This is a genomic window from Pseudomonas sp. TH10, assembly GCF_016651255.1.
In the GTDB taxonomy this organism is placed as follows: Bacteria; Pseudomonadota; Gammaproteobacteria; order Pseudomonadales; family Pseudomonadaceae; genus Aquipseudomonas.
Genome location: NZ_JAEKEG010000078.1, coordinates 1 through 22895, shown reverse-complemented (window position 1 = coordinate 22895; position 22895 = coordinate 1). Strand labels below are relative to the sequence as shown.

At 62.7% G+C, this 22895-nt stretch carries 18 protein-coding genes and 4 pseudogenes; 14 read left to right on the top strand and 8 right to left on the bottom strand.

Annotation, left to right across the window (positions count from 1 at the left end):
* The coding region (nosP, locus tag JFT80_RS12660) for a nitric oxide-sensing protein NosP (protein ID WP_201148091.1) at window positions 1-1096 on the top strand (1096 nt) is incomplete at its 5' end.
* Window positions 1065-3658: pseudogene (gene nahK, locus JFT80_RS12655) on the top strand (hybrid sensor histidine kinase/response regulator NahK/ErcS'). The gene nosP and the pseudogene nahK, both read left to right, overlap by 32 nt.
* A gap of 78 nt (window positions 3659-3736) precedes the next feature.
* On the opposite strand, the gene JFT80_RS12650 reads toward nahK, so the two are convergent.
* The 6 genes and pseudogenes from JFT80_RS12650 to JFT80_RS12625 all read right to left on the bottom strand — a co-directional run bounded on the left by JFT80_RS12650 (window position 3737) and on the right by JFT80_RS12625 (window position 8896).
* Window positions 3737-4402: a response regulator transcription factor gene (locus JFT80_RS12650; RefSeq protein ID WP_045057702.1), complete on the bottom strand. Its 666-nt coding sequence runs from the start codon at window positions 4400-4402 to the stop codon at window positions 3737-3739.
* A 56-nt stretch (window positions 4403-4458) separates the two neighbouring features.
* A complete protein-coding gene (locus JFT80_RS12645; RefSeq protein WP_122839599.1) occupies window positions 4459-5016 on the bottom strand; it encodes a PQQ-dependent catabolism-associated CXXCW motif protein in 558 nt (185 codons plus the stop codon).
* 178 nt (window positions 5017-5194) lie between these two features.
* Window positions 5195-5986, bottom strand: a complete 792-nt coding sequence (locus JFT80_RS12640; RefSeq protein ID WP_122839600.1) for an ABC transporter permease — start codon at window positions 5984-5986, stop codon at window positions 5195-5197.
* Window positions 5983-6714: an ABC transporter ATP-binding protein gene (locus JFT80_RS12635; protein WP_201148090.1), complete on the bottom strand. Its 732-nt coding sequence runs from the start codon at window positions 6712-6714 to the stop codon at window positions 5983-5985. The genes JFT80_RS12640 and JFT80_RS12635 overlap by 4 nt, the downstream gene beginning before the upstream one ends.
* The gene (locus JFT80_RS12630) at window positions 6711-7670 is read right to left on the bottom strand and encodes a YVTN family beta-propeller repeat protein (RefSeq protein ID WP_201148089.1); all 960 of its coding nucleotides are present in this window, start codon (window positions 7668-7670) and stop codon (window positions 6711-6713) included. The genes JFT80_RS12635 and JFT80_RS12630 overlap by 4 nt, the downstream gene beginning before the upstream one ends.
* Before the next feature lie 42 nt (window positions 7671-7712).
* Window positions 7713-8896, bottom strand: a pseudogene (locus tag JFT80_RS12625) (ABC transporter substrate-binding protein).
* Between the two features lie 158 nt (window positions 8897-9054).
* On the opposite strand from JFT80_RS12625, the gene JFT80_RS24860 reads away from it, so the two are divergent.
* From JFT80_RS24860 to JFT80_RS12615, 3 genes are read left to right on the top strand one after another with little or no spacing between them, the layout of a single operon-like run.
* Window positions 9055-9177, top strand: coding sequence for a hypothetical protein (locus tag JFT80_RS24860; protein WP_263868170.1), 123 nt, complete (start codon window positions 9055-9057; stop codon window positions 9175-9177).
* Window positions 9178-9179: 2 nt separating this feature from the next.
* The gene (locus JFT80_RS12620; RefSeq protein ID WP_122839604.1) at window positions 9180-10439 is read left to right on the top strand and encodes a histidine kinase; all 1260 of its coding nucleotides are present in this window, start codon (window positions 9180-9182) and stop codon (window positions 10437-10439) included.
* The gene (locus JFT80_RS12615) at window positions 10439-11077 is read left to right on the top strand and encodes a response regulator transcription factor (RefSeq protein WP_201148088.1); all 639 of its coding nucleotides are present in this window, start codon (window positions 10439-10441) and stop codon (window positions 11075-11077) included. Before JFT80_RS12620 ends, JFT80_RS12615 begins: the two co-directional genes overlap by 1 nt.
* 38 nt (window positions 11078-11115) lie before the next feature.
* Here JFT80_RS12615 and JFT80_RS12610 read toward each other — a convergent pair whose 3' ends face one another.
* Entirely contained in the window at window positions 11116-11760 is a 645-nt protein-coding gene (locus tag JFT80_RS12610; protein ID WP_201148087.1) for a pentapeptide repeat-containing protein, read from the bottom strand.
* 137 nt (window positions 11761-11897) lie between these two features.
* On the bottom strand, window positions 11898-13790 hold the full coding sequence (gene exaA / locus JFT80_RS12605; RefSeq protein WP_201148086.1) for a quinoprotein ethanol dehydrogenase: 1893 nt from the start codon (window positions 13788-13790) through the stop codon (window positions 11898-11900).
* A gap of 253 nt (window positions 13791-14043) precedes the next feature.
* Between exaA and pedF the strand changes: the two genes are divergently transcribed.
* The 9 genes and pseudogenes from pedF to pqqC form a co-directional block, all read left to right on the top strand.
* A complete protein-coding gene (gene pedF, locus JFT80_RS12600) occupies window positions 14044-14505 on the top strand; it encodes a cytochrome c-550 PedF (RefSeq protein WP_201148085.1) in 462 nt (153 codons plus the stop codon).
* A gap of 3 nt (window positions 14506-14508) precedes the next feature.
* Window positions 14509-15387, top strand: a pseudogene (locus JFT80_RS12595) (substrate-binding periplasmic protein).
* A pseudogene (locus tag JFT80_RS12590) lies at window positions 15384-16143 on the top strand (quinoprotein dehydrogenase-associated SoxYZ-like carrier). Before JFT80_RS12595 ends, JFT80_RS12590 begins: the two co-directional pseudogenes overlap by 4 nt.
* A gap of 16 nt (window positions 16144-16159) precedes the next feature.
* Window positions 16160-17098 carry a quinoprotein relay system zinc metallohydrolase 1 gene (locus tag JFT80_RS12585; RefSeq protein WP_201148084.1) on the top strand — a complete coding sequence of 313 codons (939 nt, stop codon included), beginning with the start codon at window positions 16160-16162 and terminating at the stop codon, window positions 17096-17098.
* 265 nt (window positions 17099-17363) lie between these two features.
* Window positions 17364-19139 (top strand): PQQ-dependent methanol/ethanol family dehydrogenase, encoded by a 1776-nt coding sequence (locus JFT80_RS12580; RefSeq protein ID WP_122839613.1) that lies wholly within the window; start codon window positions 17364-17366, stop codon window positions 19137-19139.
* 174 nt (window positions 19140-19313) lie between these two features.
* The gene (locus JFT80_RS12575; RefSeq protein ID WP_201148083.1) at window positions 19314-20834 is read left to right on the top strand and encodes an aldehyde dehydrogenase family protein; all 1521 of its coding nucleotides are present in this window, start codon (window positions 19314-19316) and stop codon (window positions 20832-20834) included.
* 255 nt (window positions 20835-21089) lie between these two features.
* Entirely contained in the window at window positions 21090-21161 is a 72-nt protein-coding gene (gene pqqA / locus JFT80_RS12570) for a pyrroloquinoline quinone precursor peptide PqqA (protein ID WP_081499480.1), read from the top strand.
* Between the two features lie 55 nt (window positions 21162-21216).
* On the top strand, window positions 21217-22131 hold the full coding sequence (gene pqqB / locus JFT80_RS12565; RefSeq protein WP_122839615.1) for a pyrroloquinoline quinone biosynthesis protein PqqB: 915 nt from the start codon (window positions 21217-21219) through the stop codon (window positions 22129-22131).
* 126 nt (window positions 22132-22257) lie between these two features.
* Window positions 22258-22895, top strand: a 638-nt coding sequence (gene pqqC, locus JFT80_RS12560) for a pyrroloquinoline-quinone synthase PqqC (RefSeq protein ID WP_201148082.1), incomplete at its 3' end; no start/stop codon positions are given.

Sequence of the window (22895 nt, the reverse complement as noted above, 5' to 3'; positions counted from 1 at the left end):
CCAAGAGCTGGCGCGGCAGTTACTGCATCCGCACCTGGGCTTCGTGCTGTTCTTCTGTTCCGCCGAATACAACCTGCAGGCGCTGGGCCAGGCGTTGCAGCAGAGCTTTGGCGGGATTCGCCTGGTCGGTTGCACCAGCGCCGGGGAAATCACCCCGCTGGGCTACGGGCGCAATTGCGTGACGGCGGTGGGGTTTGATCACCGGCACTTCTCCATCGACGCCGAGCTCATCGACGAAATGGAGCGTTTCAGCCTGATCGACGCCCAGCAGATGGTCGAGCGCCTGGTCAGCGGCTGCCGCAGCAACACCCTGGCACCGATCAAGGGCAACAGCTTCGCCCTGACCCTGCTCGATGGCTTGTCGAGTCGTGAAGAAATGGTCCTGGCTGCCCTCAGCGCCGCCTTGGGCGATATCCCGCACTTTGGTGGCTCGGCCGGTGACGACAACTATCTCACGCATACCCACGTGTATTTTGGTGGCGAGTTCCACAGCGGCGCGGCCGTGGTGGTGCTGGTCAATACCTGGCTGGATTTCGAAGTGTTCACCACCCACCACATTCTGCCCCGGGCGGAAAAACTGGTGGTGACCGGCGCCGACAGTGCGTCGCGGCGGGTCTTTGAGCTCAATGCCGAGCCCGCCGCCGAGGAATACGCCCGGCACATCGGCGTGCCGGTGGCCGAGCTCGATCACCGGATCTTCGCCGCGCACCCCTTGGCGGTGCGCATCAACGACCAGTACTACGTGCGGGCCATCCAGCAGGTTCATCCGGACCTGAGCCTGAGTTTCTACTGCGCGGTGGAAAACGGCATCGTCCTCACGGTCATGACGCCGGGGCCGATGCTGCCCAACCTGCAAGACCTGTTCGACGGCTTGCACGAGCGACTTGGCGAGCTGCTGCTGACCCTCGGCTGCGACTGTTTCCTGCGGCGCATGGAGCTGGAAAACAGCGGCAACCTGGAGCAGGTCGGGGCATTTTTGCGTGACCAGCGGGTGATGGGTTTCAACACCTACGGAGAACAGTTCAATGGCATGCATATCAACCAGACCTTCACCGGCGTTGCCATTGCCCGGGGCCGCACCCCTGGACAGCGCTGAACTCCAGGCGCAACTCGCCAGCCTGCGCCACGAAAATCAAAAGCTGCAGCGGATCAACAGCGCGCTGATCGAGCGCATCGAGTCGGGCGTCACCCGGGGCAATGATCCCTACGCGGCCTTCCAGCACTCAGTGGTACTGGCCGAACAGGTGCGTGAGCGCACCGATGCGTTGAACCAGGCCATGGCCGAGCTCAAGTCGGGCAATCACTTGCTCAGCGAAGCACGCCTGCGCGCGGAAACGGCCCACCAGCACTTGATCGACGCCATCGAGAGTATTTCCGATGCATTCGTGCTGTTCGATGCCGACCAGCGCATCGTCCTGTTCAACAGCCGCTTCAAGGCGTTCTGGATCCATAGCCGCGTGAGGATCAATGCAGGCATGCGCCTGGCCGAGGTCAAAAGGCTGATGAGCGCGACCGGACTGTTCACCGAAGAGCCTCGTGGGCACGCCGACGAAAGCCTGTTGTATCGTCTGCAGGACGGGCGCTGGTTGCAAGTCAGCGAGCGGCCGACCCAGGAAGGCGGCCGGGTGATCCTGTTCACCGACATCACCGACGTCAAACTCAACGAGACCCTGCGCCGCGAGCAGGCGGTGGCGCAAAATCCCACCTGTTGCAGCGTGCGGTCGACAACCTGTCCCAGGGTGTGGCGATGGTCAATGCCGACGGCGTGCTGGAATTGTGGAACCGGCGCTTCCTCGAATTGAGTGGCCTGGCGCCGGTGGCGGCCCACCGACCGTTTGCCGAGGTGATCGCCGACAGTGAACTGCACCTGCTGACCCCTGCCAGCCGCGACGTCAACGGGCGGCCGGTGCAGGAATGCGAACAGCGCCTGTACGATGGCCGGGTGCTGGAAATTCGCACTCACCCGCTGCCCACCGGCGGCTTCGTCAACACCTTCACCGACATCACCGAACGCTACCAGCACGCGGAGGCCCTGAGCGAGAGCGAGCGCTGGATTCGCCTGATCACCGACCACGTGCCGGCGCTGATCGCCTACCTCAATGCCGACCTGGTCTACGAGTTCACCAACAAGGTCTACGAACAATGGTACTGCTGGCCCCGGGGCGTGATGCTTGGCCAGAGCCTGCGCGAGGTGCACAGCGAACAACATTATCAGCGCCTGGAAGCCTATGTGGCGCGGGCCCTGGCCGGGGAGAGCGTGACGTTCGAGTTCGCCGAAACCAATATCAACAACCAGGAGCGCTACATGTTGCGCTCCTACGTGCCCAATCGGCTGGCCACCGGGGAAGTGGTGGGGATCTTCGTGTTGATCCGCGACATCACCGAGCGCCGCCGCACCGCCGAGGCGCTGCATCAGGCGTATCAGAACCTGGAGTTGCGCGTGCGTGAGCGCACGGCGGAACTGACGACCCTCAACGACCAGTTGCTGCGTGAAATCGATGAGCGTCGGCGAGTGGAGTCGCGGCTGCGCGAGGCCAAGCTCGAAGCCGAACAGGCCAACCTGTCGAAGACCAAATTTCTTGCCGCGGTCAGCCACGACCTGCTGCAACCACTGAATGCCGCGCGTCTGTTTACCAGTGCCTTGCTTGAGCGCCGGGAGCCGATGGCCAACGAAATCCTGGTGCGCAACGTCAGCAATTCCCTGGAGGACGTGGAAAACCTGCTGGGCACCCTGGTGGATATTTCCAAGCTTGATGCCGGGGTGATCAAGGCCGACATCGCGCCGTTCGCCCTCAGCGAACTGCTGGAGAACCTCGCCGCCGAGTACACCCAGGTGGCCCGCAGCGAGGGACTTGAACTGCACTTCATCGGCTGTTCGGCATTGGTGCGCAGCGACATCCAGTTGCTCGCCAGGATCCTGCGCAACCTGCTCAGCAACGCCATTCGCTATACCTACAGCGGTCGTGTGGTGCTGGGTTGCCGACGGCATCACCAGCGCTTGTCTATCGAGGTCTGGGACAGCGGCATGGGCATCGCGGAGAACCGCCTGGAGGAGATTTTCCAGGAGTTCAAGCGCGGCGATGTCCAGCGTCCGGATCAGGATCGCGGCCTGGGGCTGGGCCTGGCGATCGTGGAAAAAATTGCCGGGATACTCGGGCACCGGATTCACGTGCGTTCATGGCCGGGCAGGGGGTCGATGTTTTCTGTCGAGGTGCCGATCAGCGCGACTGCGCCCAAGGCGTTACCCAACCCGTTGATGAGTGAGCCCATGCTGGAACGCCTGCGCGGGGCACGGGTATGGGTGCTGGATAACGACGCAGCCATTTGCGCGGGCATGCGCACGTTACTGGAGGCCTGGGGGTGTGTGGTGGTCACCGCGTTGTCAGAGCAGGACCTGGCACGGCAGGTGGACAATTACCACCAGGATGCCGATCTGCTGATCGCCGATTATCATCTGGATGACGAGCAAAACGGCGTGGACGCTGTCGCCCGTATCAATGCGCGCCGGGCCTGCACGATTCCGGCCATGATGATCACCGCCAACTACAGCAACGAACTGAAACTGCAGATTCGCGAGCTGGGCCACACCCTGATGCACAAGCCGGTGCGGCCAATGAAACTGAAGACGGCGATGAGTCATTTGCTTGGCAGGCCTTGAGCCTCGAGCCTTGCGCGGGTACTGCCGGCCTCATCGCGAGCAGGCTCGCGATGGGCACGATCCGACCTTGCAGGCCACTTAACGCCGCAGATATGAGCCGAAATCTATATCCCCTGCACTCAAGATCGCCTGCACCCGGTTGTGCACATTGAGTTTGCGCAAAATCGCCGACACGTGCGCCTTCACCGTGGTCTCGGCAATTTCCAGGGTGTAGGCGATCTGCTTGTTCGACTCGCCCTTGGTCATGCGCTCCAGTACCAGCAACTGCTTGCGCGTCAGCGCCTGGAGCAGTTCAGGGGGAAAGCTGGGGGTATCGTTCATCCGCCGATGGGTCCCGCTTTTCTGCGTGCGGATGATGTCTGGCGGCAGGTAGACGTTGCCGTTGAGGATCTGCTGGATGGCCTCGGTCATCTGCACCCGTGGCGAAGATTTGGTGATGAAGCCCACCGCGCCATAGGTGATGGCTTGCAGCACGATCTGCTTGTCCTGTTCGGCTGAGACAATCACTACCGGAATGGTCGGTGCCTCGTTGCGCAGGTTGATCAGGCCATTAAGGCCATGCATGCCCGGCATGTTCAGGTCGAGCAGGATCAGGTCGAGGTCATCGTGGTCCTGGGTCAACAGCAGGGCGCTGTCCAGGTCGGCGGTTTCCATCACTTCACTGCCCGGGAATCCGTCGCTGATGACATTGTGAATGGCTTCGCGAAACAGCGGGTGATCGTCGGCAATCAGAATTTTGTACATAGCCTTTCACCTCATTATTTTGATTATGGTGGGGCAACAACACGCAGGCGTAAAGATCAGGGAAAGGGTTCGGGCTGGGCGGGTGTCACGGGCAGGTTGGCGGCCTGCCAGGCGTCCAGGCCGTCGCGGTACCAGTACAGTGTCTTATAGCCCATTGCGGCAGCGCGCTTGACCGCGTTCCAGCTCAACCAGCAGTCCGAGCGGCAGTAGAACACCAGCGGTTGTGCCTGATTACCCTGGGTCAGGGCTTCAAGGTTACGCGCGAAATACGCAGTCCAGGCCGCAGTCAGGTCACCGTCACCGGTGTTGGCCAGCCAATGGCTGCCGGGTAGATTTTCGTGGGGCTGGTCTTCGATGAATTTCCCTTGCAGCCATTGGCGGCGGTATACGTCGATCAGCACCGGGCGCGGGGTCTGGCTCAGCAGGGCTTGCAGGGCGGCGGTGTCGATGATCGTCGCGCCCTGCGCTTGAGCCGGGGTAGGGCTGCGGTACAACCCGATGCGATAACCCTCGGCTGAGAACAACGCGGTCTCGGCGTGGGCGGTGCAAAGGAGCAGGCTCAGGGACAGCGCAGCGAGTGTGGGACGCAGAAGGCGACGTCGGGCACGGGACATGGGGGCAATCCTTATAGTTATGGGCCCATTACATGCCAGTCGCGGTGCGTTGGGAATGCGACGATAGACAGGAAAACCCGTACTAAAGTAGTAATTTTTACCCTGCGCACCCCGTTCCCGGTGAATGAATGAAGCTTCCACAGTGGGTCCCTGTCGGGGTGTCGAACACGATGCAGGCTCAGGTCGATTTGCGCAGGGCCGCGTGTTGCGGGTTGAAGGTCATCACCGCGAGCAGCGCAAACACCAGGGTCAATGCAACGCAGACGGCCAGCGCCAGCGGATTGAACCGCTCATACAACGCAAACCGCACCAATTCCACCGCATGAGTAAACGGGTTGATCGCGCACAGCCAATACAACCACTCACTCGACTCGCGCATCTTCCACAGCGGGTACAGGGCCGATGACAGGAAAAACAACGGGAAAATCACGAAGTTCATCACCCCGGCAAAGTTTTCCAGCTGGCGGATGGCGTTGGACAGCAACAACCCCAGGGCGCTGAGCATCAACGCCACCAGCAGCAACGCGGGCAAGGCGACCAGCAGGCCCATGGCCGGCGGTTGTACGCCGTACACCCAGGCAATCGCCAGGAAGGCATACACCTGCAACAGCGAAATCAGCGCGGTGGCCAGCAGCTTGCTGCACAGCAGGAAGGTCCGCGGCAGCGGGCTGGTCAACAGCACGCGCATGCTGCCCATCTCCCGGTCGTAGACCATCGACAGCGAGCCCTGCATGCCGTTGAACAGCAGGATCATGCAGGCAAGGCCCGGGATGATGTACACCTCGTAGGGGATGTAGGTGTCGTAGGGCTCGATGATCGCGATCCCCAGCGCTGCGCGGAAACCGGCGGCGAACACCAGCAGCCACAGCAAAGGCCGCACCAGCGCGCTGAGGAAACGCGTGCGTTGCAGCACAAAGCGCAGCCATTCGCGCAGCACGATGCCGCTGAAGCATTGCCAGTACGCATTCATCGTGAAGCTCCCGGGTTGGTCAGGTGCGCGAAAGCCGAACCCAGGTCGCCGCCGTGCTCAAGGCTCAGGGCATCAGCCTGACCACTGGCGACCAGGCGTCCTTGATGCAGGATCAACAGGTCGTCGCCGGCTTGCACTTCGTCGAGCAGGTGAGTGGTCCAGAGCACGCTGATCTGCTGCTCGCGGCACAGGCTGCGGATGTGCTGGTTCAGGGCCAGGCGGCTGGCTGGATCGAGGCCCGCGCTGGCCTCGTCGAGCAGCAGCAGGCGCGGTTCGTGCAACAGCGCACGGGCGATTTCCACCCGACGGCGGTGCCCGCCATTGAGCTCGCGAACCCGTTCACCACGCCGCTCCGTCAGGCCCTGGCGCGCCAGCTCGGCATCGACCCGCAGCGCGGTCTGGCGGCGGCCCAGGCCATGCAACGCCGCGTGATAGCGCAGGTTCTGTTCAACGCTGAGGTCCAGGTCCAGGGTACTTTGCTGGAACACCACACCCAACTGCCTGAGGGCCGGGCGTGGCGCAGTGCGCAGTGAGCACTGACCCACGACAATGTCGCCGCGTTGCAGGTCGTAGAGTCGGGTGAGCAAGGCGATAAGCGTGGATTTGCCGGCGCCGTTGGGCCCCAGTAATGCGGCAAACCGCCCTGGCGCCAGGCTGAAACTCACCTTGCGCAACGCCTCACGCGCGCCGTAGGCAAAGCTCAGGTCACTGACCTCCAGCGCATTCATGGCGTGACCACCACGCCCCACGGATAACGTCCAACCTTGACCGACTTGCTGACTTTGAGGCTGTCGACATCGATCACCGATACGTCACCGCTGACTCCGTTAGTGGCCAGCAGCTGCTTCTGATCCGGGGTAAACGCCATCTGCCAGACTCGCCGGCCCACCAGCAGGTAATCGAGGATCTCGAAGGTCTTGGCGTCAATCACCGCCACATGATTGGCCGGCCCGAGGGCGACGAAGCCGTATTTGCCATCGGCACTGAGCTTGATGCCCACCGGCTGCACCTTGTCCGGGTGTACACCCTTGATCTGGAACGTCAGGGTCTTGAGCACCTGGCGGGTCGCCACGTCGAGAATGGTCACCGTGCCGCCGATTTCCGCCGAGGCCCACAATTGCGCACCGCTCGGGGTGAACTCGACGAAGCGCGGGCGCTGGTCTACCAGCGTGCTGTCGGCCAGGGTCTGGGTGCTGGTGTCGATCCAGTGCAGCATGTTGGTGGTTTCGCTGGTGTTGACCGCCCATTTGCCGTCGGGACTGACGGCCATGCCTTCGGGTTCGACGCCGACACTGATCTGGCCGAGCACCTTGGAGGTTTCGGTGTCGATCACCGTTACCAGCGCATCGTCTTCGTTGGAGACATACAACCAGCGATTGTTAGGGTGCAGGGCGAACTGCTCGGGGTCCTTGCCGGATGGCAGTTCCTTGATGATCTTGCGCGTGGCGACGTCCATGACCTGCACGCGATCCGAGTCGCTGGCGCAGATGTACAGCAGCTTGTTGTCGTGGGACAGCAACAGGCCCCGTGGACGCTGGCCGACGGGCAGGGTATCGGTGACTTGCAGGGTCTGCATGTCGATCAGGCTGAGGCTGTTGTCCTTCTCGTTGGAGACCCAGGCGGTGCTGGCCGCGGCATGCCCGGCGGCGAGCAGCAGGGCGCATGAGAGCAGGGTGCGGCGCATGGCGGATTCCTTTTTGTTGTTGTAGTTGTTGAACGTCAGGGGTCAGGGAAAGCGGCAGCTGACCTCGGGCTTGTCGTAGCCCAGGCTGTCCATCTCATTGAAGGGGTGCAGAAAACCTTCCTGGGGCGAGGTGCTGACCAGCGCCCGGGGTTGCACGACAGGAATGGGCTGGCGCAGTTGACCGTTCCACGGCCGATAACTGAGCTTGCGGCCCTTGAAACCGTCCAGGGGCAGTTGATCGCTGAGTTGCAGCTGACGGATTGCCAGGGATCTGCCTGGCGCAGCTTGCTCACCGCGCTGGCGACGCTGCGCACGGCGATCCAGGCGGCAAAATCCCGGTCGTTCATCCAGCGGCCGGCCAGGGCTTCGAAACGCTTCTGCAACTGCGCGGCGCCGTAGGTTTCCACGGTTTTGTGCCAGCCCACCGGGGTCAGGCCCTGGGTGCCGGCGACGGGACGTGGGTACCAGGTCTGGTAGGGCACGTATTCACCAAAGTCGCCGCGCTCATCGGCTACCAGCACCACGTCGTACTCGGCGGTCTGGGTGAACAGTGGCATGTCGGCCTGGGCGCTGCGACGCTGGTCGTTGTCGAAACTCCAGGCTTTCTCCGCCACCAGCTTCAAGCCGAAGCGTTTCGCTGCACGCCTCAGGGCTGCGGCATAGGCTTGATCGTCGGCGGTCGGGCCGACGATCAGCAGCGCCCGCTGCCATTTGCGCACCACCAGGAATTGCGCCAGGGCGTCCGCCAGCATCGCCCGGCTCGGCAGGCTGTGCAGCACGTTCGCCAGGCAGTCGGTGGTGCGCAAGCTGTCGTCGGGGCTGCCAGCGTTGAACAGCAGGCTGTCGGGCAGGGCGGCACTGAGCTGGCGCAGGCTGTCGACAGGGACGTTCACCACGAACAACCGCAGACCTTGCTGGTGTTGCGCCTTGGCCGCCTCGAGCAGGGCTTGCGGGCTGTCGGCACTGCCGTCGACCAGGGTGTAGCTCTGGTTGAGAAAGCGCCCGGTACTGTTGCTGTCGGTGATCGCCAGTTCGGCGCCGCGCAGGCCGGCATCGACCGGTTCGGCAATGATGTTCGACAGCAAGGGACCCGGGTCGGGGCGATAGCCCAGGTAGCCGATCCGCACCTGCAACGGCGCCTCGGCGGCCCGGCTGTGAGCGGACGGCACGGCGCTGCAGGCGATCGCCAGCAGGCAGGTCAGGGCGTAGGGGGCTAGCTGGCGCATGGTGCACTCCGTTCCAGGTAGCGCCAGCATAGGAACCCGAAGGGCGATAAGAAATATGCAGAAAGTACCAGTCAGCCAGTACCAAGGTAGTAACTCCACCTGCGCGGCGCGGTTTTAGCATGGGTTGTAACAGCCACGACCTCTGGAGGCGCTCGGCCATGCGGATTTTCAAAGCGCTACTGCTGCCGTTCCTGCTGATCCTCAGCCTGATCGGCGTGGATAAACTGCACGGCCCGCGCCCCGCGACGCTGCCGGTGTTCTCCGCGACGCCGGGGCGCTAGGCATGTCGGCGCTATGGCGAATCAACCTCTGGGTCTGCGGGTTTTTCACCCTGGTGACGCTGGCGTGCACGGGCTTGCTGTTGCATCAGGCGCTGGCGGATGTGGAACGCGAACTGCAATCGGCCCAGGCCGTGGTCGAGTACCTGAGTGAAACTGCCGAGCGCGACCCGGCCAGTTTGCAACCCGGGCTCACCCGCAGCTTGCGGCATGTGCGGGTGCGCTGGCTGGAACCCGGCGAGGCGCCTCGGGAGGGCGCTCAACATGGCCCTGACGCGTGGCTTGCCGGCGTGCTGTTTGCCCAGACGCGGCACCACGAGCGGGTGCTGGCGCTGCAGGATGGCCGTCGGGTGCAGATTGCGGTCGATCCGCGTGACGAGATCGACGAGGTCTGGGATTCCCTCCAGCAACTGTTGGCATTGTGCGGCCTTGCGCTGCTGGTGAGCCTGCTGACCATTCGCTGGGCGGTTGGCCGCGGCATGGGCCTGCTCGATGAATTACTGCGGGCCCTGCAGCAGGTGTCCGACGGCCAGCTGAAGGTGCGCCTGCCCACCGAAGGGGTCCCTGAAGCACGGCAGCTGGCGACGCATTTTAATCAGATGGCCCAGGCGCTGGAGCAGGCTTGCGCCGATAACGCGCATTTGACCCGGACCTTGCTGGCAGTGCAGGAGCAGGAGCGCACTCATCTGGCGCAGACCCTGCACGACGATCTCGGCCAGTACCTGGCGGGTATTCGCGCCCAGGCCTGTCTGCTGCGCTGGGTCGCGGACCAGCCGCAAGCAGTGGAACGCACGGTGCGCGAACTGGAACACAACTGCGAGCATCTGCAGCAAGGTTTCCGCGCCCTGGTGCAGGACCTTTACCCGGTGGTACTGCAGCACCTGCCCCTGGAGCAGGCAGTGGCTGTGCTGGTGGAGCAATGGCAAGCCCGCCAGGGCATCGAATGCCAGCTGCGGGTCAGCGTGCAGATGCCAGCGTTGTCCAGCAGCAGTAAAACTCATCTTTATCGACTGCTGCAGGAGGCCTTGACCAACATCGTGCGCCATGCCGATGCCAGCCAGGTGCGGATCCGCCTGCAGCATCAGGGTGGTCGCTTGCGTTTGCTGGTGCGTGACAATGGCCGAGGCGCACGGCAACCGCAGCAGCCGGGCGTCGGCCTGTACTCGATGTGCGAGCGCGCCCGCAGCCTGGGCGGCGAGCTGCGGATTATCAGCCATCCCGGTGCCGGTTGGGCGCTGGCCTTGAACATGCCATTGGAGGTGTGATGAATATTCTGCTGGTTGATGACCACGCCGTGGTCCGCCAGGGCTACGCGAGTTTGCTGCGCGCCCTGCTGCCAGCTTTGCAAGTGCGCGAAGCCGCCACTGGCGAAGAGGCTTTGATCCGCGTGCAGGAAGCGGTGCCGAACCTGGTGATCATGGATTTTGGCCTGCCAGGCATCAGCGGCCTGGAGACCACCCGCCGCCTGCGTCAGCGCCTGCCGCAATTGCGCGTGCTGTTTTTCAGCATGCACGATGAATTACCGCTGGTGCGCCAGGCCCTGGAAGCGGGGGCCTCGGGTTACCTGACGAAAAGCTCGGCACCTGAGGTGCTGATCGAGGCCGTGCGGCGCATCCTGGCCGGGCACGCCTATATCGAACAACCCCTGGCCACGCAACTGGCCTGCCATCCGCAACACGACGCCAGCGACCCGCGCCTGCAGAGCATGACCCAGCGCGAGCTGGAAATTTTCGTAATGCTCGCCAAGGGCACCCCGGCCCGGATGATTGCCGAGCAATTGAGCATCAGCGCCAAGACCGTCTCCAATCACCTGACTTTGCTCAAGAGCAAACTGCAGGTCAGCTCCCACGCCGAGCTGGTGCATCTGGGCATTGATATGGGAGTGGTGCGCAAAGCGGGGTGAAAGAACACACCCATTCCCATGGTAGAAGCTTGGCCGGCTCATTTATTCCACGTTGTCGGACACCCCGAACACCCCTCCATATAGGCATCCTGAAAGTTCGCATAATGCTGCCGCGAGCCGCTCAGGTTCGCCTGCTCGAGATTACTTTCACCAAATTTGGACTCCTGCAGATTCGCGTCTGCGAGATCTGCACCCTTGAGATCCGCCTTGCTCAGCCAGGTCATCTCCAGATCTGCCGCACGCAGGTTGGCATTGTGCATCCTGGCCCCGGAAAGCCGGGCAAATTGCAGGTAGGCACCACTGAGGTCGGCATCCTGGAATTGGGCGCCCTGGGCAAACATGCCCCAGCCCTGGATCGCCAGCAATTTTGCCCCGGTGAGATCCGCCAGGCGCAGGTTGCTCTGTTGCAGGCTGGCGCGGGTCAGGTTGGCGCCTTGCAGCCGGGCTTTTTCCAGGTTTGCCAGGTCCAGGCGCGCATGGCGCAGGTCGGCCCCGCGCAAGTCGGCGCCGCTGAGGTTCATGTTGCGCAGGTCCTGGTTACTCAGGTTCGCGCCCTTGAGGTCGGCACCGGGGCACTGGCTGTGATCGGCGATGGTGCAGCCGTTGATGATGAGCGGAGCGTCGGCGTCGTCGGCGTACGTCGGGGTGACGGTTAGCAAAAGCAGGAGGGGCAGGTATTTCATGGCGAGGCCTCAGAGGTCACACGTAGGAGCAATCCTGTGGGAGCAAGACTTGCCCGCGATGGCGGGGGCATATCCGAAACGGATGGGCCTGACACACTGCCATCGCCGGCAAGCCTTGGTCCCACAGGGGTAGTGGTTTACTTTTGGGCTACCTGGCTATCCCAACTCGGAATCTTGAACACCCAGAACGACCCGCCCTGAGCCACCGGCTTTGTCAGTTCGGCCATGTCGCCGCCCCACAACGGCACCGCGCCGCCATAGCCAACGGTCACCCCGATGTACTGCTCGCCATCCTGCTCCCAGGTGATTGGCGGCGAGACGATGCCGCTGCCGGTCTGGAACTTCCACAGCTCCTTGCCGGTTTTCGCATCGAAGGCCTTGAAGAAACCATCACCGGTACCGGTAAACACCAGGTTGCCCTTGGTCGCCAACACACCGGCCCACAACGGCAAGGCCTCCTTGTGTTCCCACACCACCTTGCCGGTGGTCGGGTTCATCGCGCGCAGGCTGCCGACGTGATCGTCGTACATGCGCTTGATACGGAAACCCATGCCCAGATAAGCCGAGCCTTTCTTGTAGCTGACCTCCTCGGTCCAGTACTCCTCCTTCCACTGGTTGCCAGGGATATAGAACAGCCCGGTGTCCTGGCTGTAAGCCATGGGGTTCCAGTTCTTGCCACCGAGGAACGGCGGTGAAACCTCCACCGGCTTGCCCTTGGTCTCGCCCGGTAGTGGCTTGGCTGGACGCTGGCCTTCGTTTTCCACCGGCCGCCCGGTCTTGAGGTCGATGTGACTGGCCCAGGTGATGTTATCGACGAAGGGGAAGGCGTTCTGCAATTTGCCGTTGTTGCGATCGACCACATAGAAGAACCCGTTGCGGTCAGCATGGCCGGTGGCCTTGACCGTCTTGCCGTCCTTGTCCTTGTAGTCGAACAGCACCAGCTCGTTGTTGCCGGAGAAATCCCAGGCGTCGTTCGGGGTGTGCTGGTAGAACCATTTCACTTCGCCGGTGCTTGGGTCGACGCCGACCTGGCCCGAGGTGTAGAGGCTGTCGTAATCGTGGGGATTGCCATCCTTGGGCGTGCGCGCCCAGGTGTTCCAAGGGCCGGGGTTACCGGCGCCGACGATGATGGTGTTGGTTTCCGGATCGAAGCTCGCACTCTGCCACGGTGCGCCGCCCCCATGGCTCCAGGCCTCGACCTTGCCGGTTTCAGTGGTCGGGTCATTCGGCCAGGACGGCGCCTTGACGTCGCCGGTGGGGGTGCTGTCCTTGCCGTTCAGGCGGCCCACGTGACCTTCGACGAAAGGCCGCATCCAGACTTCCTCTCCGGTGTCCGGGTCGCGGGCAAACAGTTGCCCGACCACGCCGAACTCATCGCCGGAGCTGCCATGGATCAGCAGCACCTTGCCGCTGGTCTTGTCCTTGATCAGCACCGGTGCGCCGGTCATGGTGTAGCCGGCGGCATGGTCACCGAACTTCTTGTTCCAGACCACTTTGCCGGTGTTCTTGTCCAGGGCGATCAGGCGTGCATCCAGGGTGCCAAAGTAGATCTTGTCGCCGAAGATCGCGGCACCGCGGTTGACCACGTCACAGCACGGACGAATGTTGTCCGGCAGACGATGGTTGTAGGTCCACAGGCGCTTGCCGGTCTTGGCGTCCAGCGCGAAGACCCGCGAATAAGACCCGGTGACATAGACCACGCCGTCACTGACGATGGCCTGGGATTCCTGGCCGCGCTGCTTCTCGTCCCCGAACGAATAGGACCAGGCCGGCGTCAGCTTGAACACGTTTTTGTCGTTGACCTGGGCCAGCGGGCTCCAGCGCTGGGCGTTGGTGCCCATGCCGTACTGCAGCACGTCCTTGGTGGTCAGGTGATCATTGGCAATGTCCTCCCACGAAACGTTGCGGGTAGGGGCTGCGGCTGCAGTGGCGGCATGGCTGGCAGTGCCCAGCGACAGGCTGCTCACCAGTACGAAGGCCTGCACGGCAAGGGTCAAGGGGGAAAGGGCGGGTAGCGATCTTATTGTCATGGTTGCAGTTCCCTGTGGAAGTTTTGGCCTGCACAGGGTGGTGCGCCGGGTGGGTTGGCGGATACGGAAAATATCCCGCTGTGGCCGGGAAAACTTCCCAAGGGGCACCTGATTTGGGTGTGCGCCACAAGCCCTACTACCAAGGGACTAGAAGGCGGCCACCAAGCAGCATGGGGCTGGCGCCTGGTGCTTCCTAAGATGGTTGCCATAGCCTCTTTAAAGAGGTTTTGCGTGCAATCCTGAGGGCATAACAATGACAACAAAACGCAACGCCTTGCTTGTTGCCGGACTGCTGGCCGGTTTTATCAGTACGGGGTCCGCCTGGGCTCACGGCAACGTCGTCCCCCAAGCCGTCGAAACCCAGGGGCTGACCCCTGTCAAGGACGCTGGCGTGCCGCTCGATGCCGATGGCTGGGCCGCAGTAAACCCTTATCGAACCTCGCCGCAGCACGACAAGGCGGTGGAAATCGGCTCTTCGGCCTACAACCAGAACTGCGCGGCCTGTCATGGCCTGGAAGCCAAGTCCGGTGGTATTGCCCCGGATCTGCGCATGCTCGATGTCGGAGATGCCGGTGATGAATGGTTCGTCGAACGAGTGCGCCATGGCGCCGTACGCGACGGCCGCGTGTATATGCCCAAGATGGCCGATTACCTGAGCCAGGAAGCCTTGTGGGCGGTGCGCACTTACCTGGATACGGTCCACGTCGAGGAGTAAGGCATGCGCCTGTTCACGCTGTTGATCAGTGCGTTGTTGCTGTGTTGCCAGGCGGTACAGGCGCAGGTGCGGACCTATGACGAAATGATCGCCGCCGGTGAGCTGAAAGTGGCGGTCTACAAGGATTTCGCCCCTTACAGTTTCGAAGACGCCGGTCAGGCCCGGGGCGTCGATGTAGACCTGGCCGCAGCACTGGCCAAGGCACTCGGTGTGCGCCTGACCCTGATGTGGGCGCCGGCGGGAGAAAACTCGACGACGACCTGCGCGACTACATCTGGCGCGTCCAGCCAATTGCACGACCTGCAATTGGCTGACCTGATGATGCGCGTACCCTACGATCAGGACTACGCGCGCAAGCGCAACAGGCTGGGTGAACTGGAGAACAGCCACGTGGTGATGTTCGGGCCCTACCAGAACGAGCAGTGGCAGGTCGCGTACGACCGTCGCCGCCTGGACAAGGTCGCCAGCGTGGCAGTGTTCGAGCAACATCCGATCGGCGTCGAGGTGGACAGCGTTCCGTCGTTCTACCTGACCTCGGTGTTCAACGGCATGCTCGCCGGCAAAACCCACCATTATCCCGGCGTGCCCCAGGCATTCGCCGCGATGAAGGCGGGTGAAGTCGATGCGGTGATGGCGATGCGCGGCGAGATCGACTGGCAAGTGCACGCAGCGGCCGACCCCCAGGTTGCGCTGGCGGAAAACGCCTACCCGAACATGGGCAAGCAACGCTGGGAGATTGGCATGGCGGTGCACGAAAGCAATCGACAGCTGGCGTACGCGGTCGAAGAGGCGCTGGAAGGGATGATTCGCGATGGTTCGGTCAAGGCGCTGTATGCCAGGTACGGCCTTCGATATGACGTGCCTGAGATGTATCAGCAGTGAACCGGCGAGCGAGCTGCCTGCTGGCCTGCTGGCTGCCCATCGCTGCCCTTGCAGCGCCCACCGACCCCGGCAAAGACCCGGTGCCGTCGGTGATGTGGGCTTTACCACAAGCAAATGCTCGGTGACGCGCCGTTCGTGTTCGATGACCGGGTAAAATTGCTGGCCCCGCCATTCGCCGAAGACGCCCGGCAGGTACCGCTGGAGATCGACGCGCGGGCGTTCAAGGGCGAAGTGGTGAAAATCCTCGCCTGGGCCGAGTTGAATCCGTTGCCGAAGATCGTCGATTTCCAGCCGGTGAGCGGGGTCTTGCCCTGGCTGTCGATCCGTATCCGCATCGAACAGGCGACCCCGTTGCGCGCTGCCGTGTTGACCCGCGACGGCCTGTGGCATGTCGGTTCGACGCTGATCGACGCGGCGGGTGGTGGCTGCACCGCGCCCAGTGTGGTGCGCACCCAGCCGGGGTGGGAGGAGCACATCGGTGAAGTGCCGGGCGGTCGATACCCGCGGGGCGAATTCAGTCGCCTGCGCCTGCAGGTCGCACATCCGATGGACAATGGCATGGTCAGTGGCATCCCGGAATTCTTCATCAATCATGCCGAGTTGCGTGATGGTAATGACCAGGTCCTGGCGCGCCTTGAGCTGTTTCCCGCCGTCAGCGAAAACCCCAACCTGACGTTCGATCTCGAAGGGGCAGGGCAGACGCGCCTGTTACTGCGCGACAACAGCGGCAATGAGTTCGATGCGGCCATTCCCTGACCCCAAGGAGCGCCTGATGCGCTGGATGCTGTTGTTGTTCATCGGCATGAGCCTGCCGGCCCTGGCCGACCTCGAGTACTCGCTCAAGCCCAGGCTCATTGCCCAGGACACCTGGTTGCTGGAAGGCAGCACCGACAACTTCGCCAAGGGCAACGGCGGCAACATCGTCAACACCGCCTTCATCGTCACCGAGCGCGGCGTGGTGGTGATCGATACCGGGCCCTCGAAGCGTTATGGCGAAGCGATGCGCCAGGCGATTACGGCGACGACCGACAAGCCGGTGATCGAGGTGCTGTTGACTCATCACCATCCCGACCATGCGCTCGGCAACCAGGCCTTTACCGACGTGCCGATTGCCGCGCTGGCGGGGACTACGCAGTTGTTGCGTCAGCAGGGTGATGCCATGGCCGAGAACATGTACCGGCTGGTGGGCGACTGGATGCGGGGCACCGAAGTCATATTGCCAACCCGGACGCTGGAGCCGGGCGTGCACAGTTTTGGGAATCACGATTTACGCGTGCTGAGCCTGGGTGGGCACACCGGCGCGGATCTGGCTATTCTCGACCAGAAAACCGGCGTGTTGTTTGCCGGGGACCTGGTGTTTTATCAACGAGCACTGACCACGCCCAACAGCCCGGGGCTGGCGGTGTGGCTGGCCGACATCGCCACGCTTGAAGGCCTGCCCTGGACGCTGATCGTGCCCGGCCATGGCCCGCTGGCAACCGACGCCAGGCCCTTCGAACAGATGCGCGACTACCTGGGGTGGCTCGACCAGCTGATGCGCGACGGCGCGGCCAATGGCAGCGACATGTCGGAGATGATCCGCAGCCCCATTCCCGAGCGATTCGCCGCAATCAACCTGAGCCGATATGAGCTGATTCGCAGCGTCAGTCATCTGTTTCCCCGCTACGAGCGGGCCCAAATGACCCGAGTGGATTCCACCCCAAACAATTGAATACCACTCACCACCTGACCTTCTACGGGAGCGAGCCCGCTCGCGATGGTCGCCAACGATAACCCTGGAAACCTGACACCCTGCGGCGGTCTCCCGTCCATCGCGAGCAGGCTCGCTCCCTCATTGGTTACGCGCTACGACCCCGTACTAAGGAACTACAAATCTCCACACTGCGGGCAATTGTTGCCAGGGCCCCGGCGACCAAGAATCTGCACCAGACCGGGAAATTTTCCCGGGTATAACAAAAACCGCAGAGGCAGCCGTCATGACCCAACCCGCACGTCGCCAACCCTTCGTCTTGAGCCTGTTGCTCAGCGCCATGCTGCTGTCCGGCCAGGCGCTGGCGGCCGTCACCGACCAGGAAATTCTCCAGGACCCCAAGAACCCGGGGCAGATCGTCACCAACGGTCTGGGCGTGCAGGGTCAACGCTACAGCCCGCTCGATACGCTCAACGTCGACAACATCAAGGATTTGCGGCCAGTGTGGGCCTTCTCCTTCGGTGGCGAGAAACAGCGTGGCCAGCAAGCGCAGCCAATGATCAAGGACGGCGTGATGTACATGACCGGTTCCTACTCGCGGGTGTTCGCGGTGGACGCGCGCACCGGCAAGAAACTCTGGCAGTACGACGCACGCCTGCCCGACGATATCCGGCCCTGCTGCGACGTGATCAACCGCGGCGTCGCGCTGTATGGCGACCTGGTGTTCTTTGGCACCCTGGACGCCAAGCTGGTGGCGCTGAACAAGGACACCGGCAAAGTGGTCTGGAGCAAGAAGGTCGCCGATCATAAGGAAGGCTACTCGATCAGCGCCGCGCCCATGGTCATCAACGGCAAACTGATCACCGGAGTGGCTGGTGGCGAATTCGGCGTGGTCGGCAAGATCGAAGCCTACGACCCGAAGAACGGTGATCTGCTGTGGACTCGCCCTACGGTCGAAGGTCATATGGGTTACGTCTACAAGGATGGCAAGCCCGTAGAAAACGGCATTTCCGGCGGCGAGGCGGGCAAAACCTGGCCGGGCGACCTGTGGAAGACCGGTGGCGCAGCGCCGTGGCTGGGTGGCTACTACGACCCGGAAACCAACCTGCTGCTGTTCGGTACAGGTAACCCGGCACCGTGGAACTCGCACCTGCGTCCTGGCGACAACCTGTACTCGTCCTCGCGCCTGGCGCTCAACCCGGACGACGGCACCATCAAATGGCATTTCCAGAGCACGCCCCACGATGGCTGGGACTACGATGGCGTGAACGAGCTGATCTCGTTCAACTACACCGAGGGCGGCAAGGAAATCAAGGCTGCCGCCACCGCTGACCGCAACGGTTTCTTTTACGTGCTGGACCGCACCAACGGCAAATTCATCCGCGGTTTCCCGTTCGTGGACAAGATCACCTGGGCGACCGGGCTGGATAAGGACGGTCGGCCGATCTACAACGAAGCCAGCCGACCGGGTGCACCGGGCACCGAAGCCAAAGGCAGTTCGGTGTTCGTCGCCCCGGCGTTCCTCGGCGCGAAAAACTGGATGCCGATGGCCTACAGCAAGGACACCGGCCTGTTCTACGTGCCGTCCAACGAGTGGGGCATGGACATCTGGAACGAAGGCATTGCCTACAAAAAAGGCGCGGCCTTCCTCGGTGCCGGTTTCACCATCAAGCCACTGAACGAAGACTACATCGGCGTGCTGCGCGCCATCGACCCGAAAACCGGCAAGGAAGTCTGGCGTCACAAGAACTTCGCGCCACTGTGGGGCGGGGTGCTGACCACCAAGGGCAATCTGGTATTCACCGGCACGCCGGAAGGGTTCCTGCAGGCATTCAATGCCAAAACCGGTGAGAAGGTCTGGGAATTCCAGACCGGCTCCGGTGTGCTTGGCTCACCTGTGACCTGGGAAATGGACGGCGAGCAGTACGTCTCGGTGCTGTCCGGCTGGGGTGGCGCGGTGCCGTTGTGGGGCGGCGAAGTGGCCAAGCGCATCAAGGACTTCAACCAGGGCGGCATGCTCTGGACCTTCAAATTGCCGAAGGACCTGGTGGCTAAGCACTAATCCAGGTTCACCACATCCCACAGAGTTTTCCACCCCATCGGGATTTGTGGGCAAACCTACTACCAAATAACGAGAGCCCCCTGCCAACGGCGCATTCGTCTGGCACCTGGGGCTCTCTACTATCGGTTCATCGCCTGTTTGCCCGACAGGCATCGACCCAGACAGAGGCCCACCATGATCTACGCACAACCCGGAACACCCGGCGCCGTCGTTTCCTTCAAGCCGCGCTACGGCAATTTCATCGGCGGCGAGTTCGTTGACCCGGTCAATGGCGAGTACTTCACCAACACCTCGCCGGTCACCGGTGAAGTGATCGCCGAATTTCCGCGCTCCAGCGCCGCCGATATCGACAAGGCCCTCGACGCGGCCCACGCTGCGGCGGATGCCTGGGGCAAGACCTCGGCGCAGGACCGTTCGCTGGTCCTGCTGAAAATCGCCGACCGCATCGAGCAGAACCTGGAAATCCTCGCGGTTACCGAAACCTGGGACAACGGCAAGGCCGTGCGTGAAACCCTCAATGCCGACGTACCGCTGGCCGCCGACCACTTTCGCTATTTCGCCGGGTGCATCCGTGCCCAGGAAGGCGGCGCCGCCGAGATCAACGAACTGACCACCGCTTATCATTTCCACGAGCCTTTGGGCGTGGTCGGACAGATTATCCCGTGGAATTTTCCATTGCTGATGGCCGCCTGGAAACTCGCCCCGGCCCTGGCTGCCGGCAACTGCGTGGTGCTCAAGCCCGCCGAGCAAACGCCACTGTCGATCATGGTGTTTGCCGAACTGATCGCCGATCTGCTGCCAGCGGGTGTGCTGAACATCGTCCAGGGTTTCGGCCGCGAAGCCGGTGAGGCCCTGGCCACCAGCAAGCGCATCGCCAAGATCGCGTTTACCGGGTCCACTCCGGTGGGCGCACACATCATGCATTGCGCCGCCGAGAACATCATTCCAAGCACCGTGGAACTGGGCGGCAAGTCGCCGAACATTTTCTTCGAAGACATCATGAACGCCGAGCCGCAGTTCATCGAAAAAGCCGCCGAGGGCCTGGTGCTGGCGTTCTTCAACCAGGGCGAAGTCTGCACCTGCCCGTCCCGGGCACTCGTCCAGGAGTCGATCTACGAGCCGTTCATGGTCGAGGTGATGAAGAAGATCGTCAAGATCAAGCGCGGCAATCCGCTGGACACCGAGACTATGGTCGGCGCCCAGGCGTCCGAGCAGCAGTACGACAAGATTCTCTCGTACCTCAAAATTGCCCAGGAGGAGGGCGCGCAGCTGCTCACCGGCGGCGCCGCCGAGCGCCTTGAAGGCGACCTGTCGACGGGTTACTACATCCAGCCGACCCTGCTCAAGGGCCACAACAAGATGCGGGTGTTCCAGGAAGAAATTTTCGGTCCGGTGGTGGGTATCACCACCTTCAAGGACGAAGCCGAAGCCCTGGCGATCGCCAACGACAGCGAATTCGGCCTCGGTGCCGGCCTGTGGACCCGCGACATCAACCGTGCCTACCGCATGGGCCGGGCGATCAAGGCCGGCCGCGTGTGGACCAACTGCTACCACCTGTACCCGGCGCATGCCGCGTTCGGCGGTTACAAGAAGTCCGGTGTGGGCCGCGAAAATCACAAGATGATGCTCGACCACTACCAGCAGACCAAGAACCTGCTGGTGAGCTACGACATCAATCCGCTGGGGTTCTTCTAACCCCCGCGCCTACCTGTAGGAGCGAGCTTGCTCGCGATGGTCGCCAAGGACAACGCCGGGAAAATGATACCCAGCGTTGTTCTTGCGTCAATCGCGAGCAAGCTCGCTCCTACAGGTTTTGTGTAATCCAACCGCCGCGCAACACCCCCTACCAACGCACCCCGCCACCTCCTTCGAAAGTAGCATTCGGTCACCTCCCGCCCCGTGCATTAATGGCTTTACCGGAATTGCCCGGCACAAGAAGAGGATTGACCCATGTGGCATAAACCCGCGTTTACCGATCTGCGCATTGGCTTCGAAGTGACGATGTATTTCGCCAACCGTTGATTGTTCACCCGGCCAGCCGTCGTGTTGGCCGGGCCTGCCTTCTGGAGCATTGTTCATGCACATCCGCGTTCTTGGTTCGGCTGCCGGCGGCGGTTTTCCGCAGTGGAACTGCAACTGCCGGCAATGCGCCGGCGTGCGCAACGGTACCCTGCGGGCACAGCGGCGAACGCAGTCCTCGATTGCCCTGAGCGACAACGGGGTGGACTGGGTGCTGTGCAATGCTTCACCGGATATCCGCGCGCAGCTGGAAAGCTTCGCGCCGCTGCAACCGGCTCGACAACTGCGCGACACGGCGATTACCGCCGTGGTGCTGATGGACAGCCAGATCGACCACTGCACCGGCCTGTTGAGCCTGCGCGAAGGCTGTCCGCATACCGTGTATTGCACCGACCGGGTCCACGAAGACCTGAGCAGCGGCTTCCCGCTGTTCGGCATGCTCGAGCACTGGAACGGCGGCCTGCAGTGGCAACCGCTCGGTCTGGACCGCGAACCCTTTCAGATCCCGGCCTGCAAACACCTGCGGCTGCGGGCGATCCCACTGGTGAGTAACGCACCACCGTACTCGCCCAACCGCGGCAATCCGCAGCCCGGCGACACCATCGGCCTGTTTATCGAAGACCTGCAAAGCGGCGCATCGCTGTTCTACGCCCCGGGGCTCGGGCAGGTCGACGCTGAGGTGCTGGGCTGGATGCAACGCGCCGATTGCCTGTTGCTCGACGGCACGTTGTGGCGCGACGACGAAATGCGCGTGTGCGAAGTCGGCCAGAACCTGGGCAGCGACATGGGCCACCTGGCCCAGAGCGGGCCTGGCGGCATGCTGGAAGTGCTGGAAGGCTTTCCCCGCCAGCGCAAGGTGCTGATCCATATCAACAATACCAACCCGATCCTCGATGAGGACTCGGCGGAACGGGCGTTGCTGGAGCGGCGGGGGATTGAGGTGGCTTTTGATGGCATGGACATTGTGCTGTAGCCAATGGCCCCATCGCGGGCAAGCCAGATACCACAGTGGATTTGCGGCACACACCTCTCCCTGTGGGAGCGGGCTTGCCCGCGAAGAGGCCAAGCCAGATACCACACAGCTCCCAGGATGATCCCAATGACCGACACCCCAATGACCCCCACCGAATTCACCGCCGCCCTGCAAGCCAAAGGCGCCTACTACCACATCCACCACCCCTTCCACCAAGCCATGTACGCCGGTCGTGCTACCCGCGAACAGATCCAGGGCTGGGTCGCCAATCGGTTTTATTACCAGGTGAACATCCCCCTGAAGGACGCTGCGATCCTCGCCAACTGCCCCGATCGCGAAGTGCGGCGTGAATGGCTGCAACGCATCCTCGACCACGACGGCGTGCCTGGCAGCGAAGGCGGCATCGAAGCCTGGCTGCGTCTGGGTGAAGCCGTGGGGCTCGATCGCGAACAGATTCTCTCCCAGGAACTGGTGTTGCCCGGCGTACGTTTTGCCGTGGACGCCTACGTCAATTTTGCCCGGCGCGCCTGCTGGCAGGAAGCAGCCAGCAGCTCCCTGACCGAGCTGTTCGCGCCGCAGATCCACCAATCACGTCTCGACGCCTGGCCGAGCCATTACCCATGGATCGACAGCGCCGGCTACGACTACTTTCGCACCCGCCTGGGCCAGGCGCGTCGGGATGTCGAGCACGGCCTGCGCATTACCCTGGCGCACTACCTCACCCTGGAGGGGCAGCAACGCATGCTGGAAATCCTGCAATTCAA

Excerpts from the sequence above, each read along its gene's own strand:
- JFT80_RS12650 (WP_045057702.1), bottom strand. The coding sequence starts at position 4,402 with ATGTACAAAATTCTGATTGCCGACGATCACCCGCTGTTTCGCGAAGCC.
- JFT80_RS12645 (WP_122839599.1), bottom strand. The coding sequence starts at position 5,016 with ATGTCCCGTGCCCGACGTCGCCTTCTGCGTCCCACACTCGCTGCGCTG.
- JFT80_RS12640 (WP_122839600.1), bottom strand. The coding sequence starts at position 5,986 with ATGAATGCGTACTGGCAATGCTTCAGCGGCATCGTGCTGCGCGAATGG.
- JFT80_RS12635 (WP_201148090.1), bottom strand. The coding sequence starts at position 6,714 with ATGAATGCGCTGGAGGTCAGTGACCTGAGCTTTGCCTACGGCGCGCGT.
- JFT80_RS12630 (WP_201148089.1), bottom strand. The coding sequence starts at position 7,670 with ATGCGCCGCACCCTGCTCTCATGCGCCCTGCTGCTCGCCGCCGGGCAT.
- JFT80_RS24860 (WP_263868170.1), top strand. The coding sequence starts at position 9,055 with ATGCGGATTTTCAAAGCGCTACTGCTGCCGTTCCTGCTGATCCTCAGC.
- JFT80_RS12620 (WP_122839604.1), top strand. The coding sequence starts at position 9,180 with ATGTCGGCGCTATGGCGAATCAACCTCTGGGTCTGCGGGTTTTTCACC.
- JFT80_RS12615 (WP_201148088.1), top strand. The coding sequence starts at position 10,439 with ATGAATATTCTGCTGGTTGATGACCACGCCGTGGTCCGCCAGGGCTAC.
- JFT80_RS12610 (WP_201148087.1), bottom strand. The coding sequence starts at position 11,760 with ATGAAATACCTGCCCCTCCTGCTTTTGCTAACCGTCACCCCGACGTAC.
- exaA (WP_201148086.1), bottom strand. The coding sequence starts at position 13,790 with ATGACAATAAGATCGCTACCCGCCCTTTCCCCCTTGACCCTTGCCGTG.
- pedF (WP_201148085.1), top strand. The coding sequence starts at position 14,044 with ATGACAACAAAACGCAACGCCTTGCTTGTTGCCGGACTGCTGGCCGGT.
- JFT80_RS12585 (WP_201148084.1), top strand. The coding sequence starts at position 16,160 with ATGCGCTGGATGCTGTTGTTGTTCATCGGCATGAGCCTGCCGGCCCTG.
- JFT80_RS12580 (WP_122839613.1), top strand. The coding sequence starts at position 17,364 with ATGACCCAACCCGCACGTCGCCAACCCTTCGTCTTGAGCCTGTTGCTC.
- JFT80_RS12575 (WP_201148083.1), top strand. The coding sequence starts at position 19,314 with ATGATCTACGCACAACCCGGAACACCCGGCGCCGTCGTTTCCTTCAAG.
- pqqB (WP_122839615.1), top strand. The coding sequence starts at position 21,217 with ATGCACATCCGCGTTCTTGGTTCGGCTGCCGGCGGCGGTTTTCCGCAG.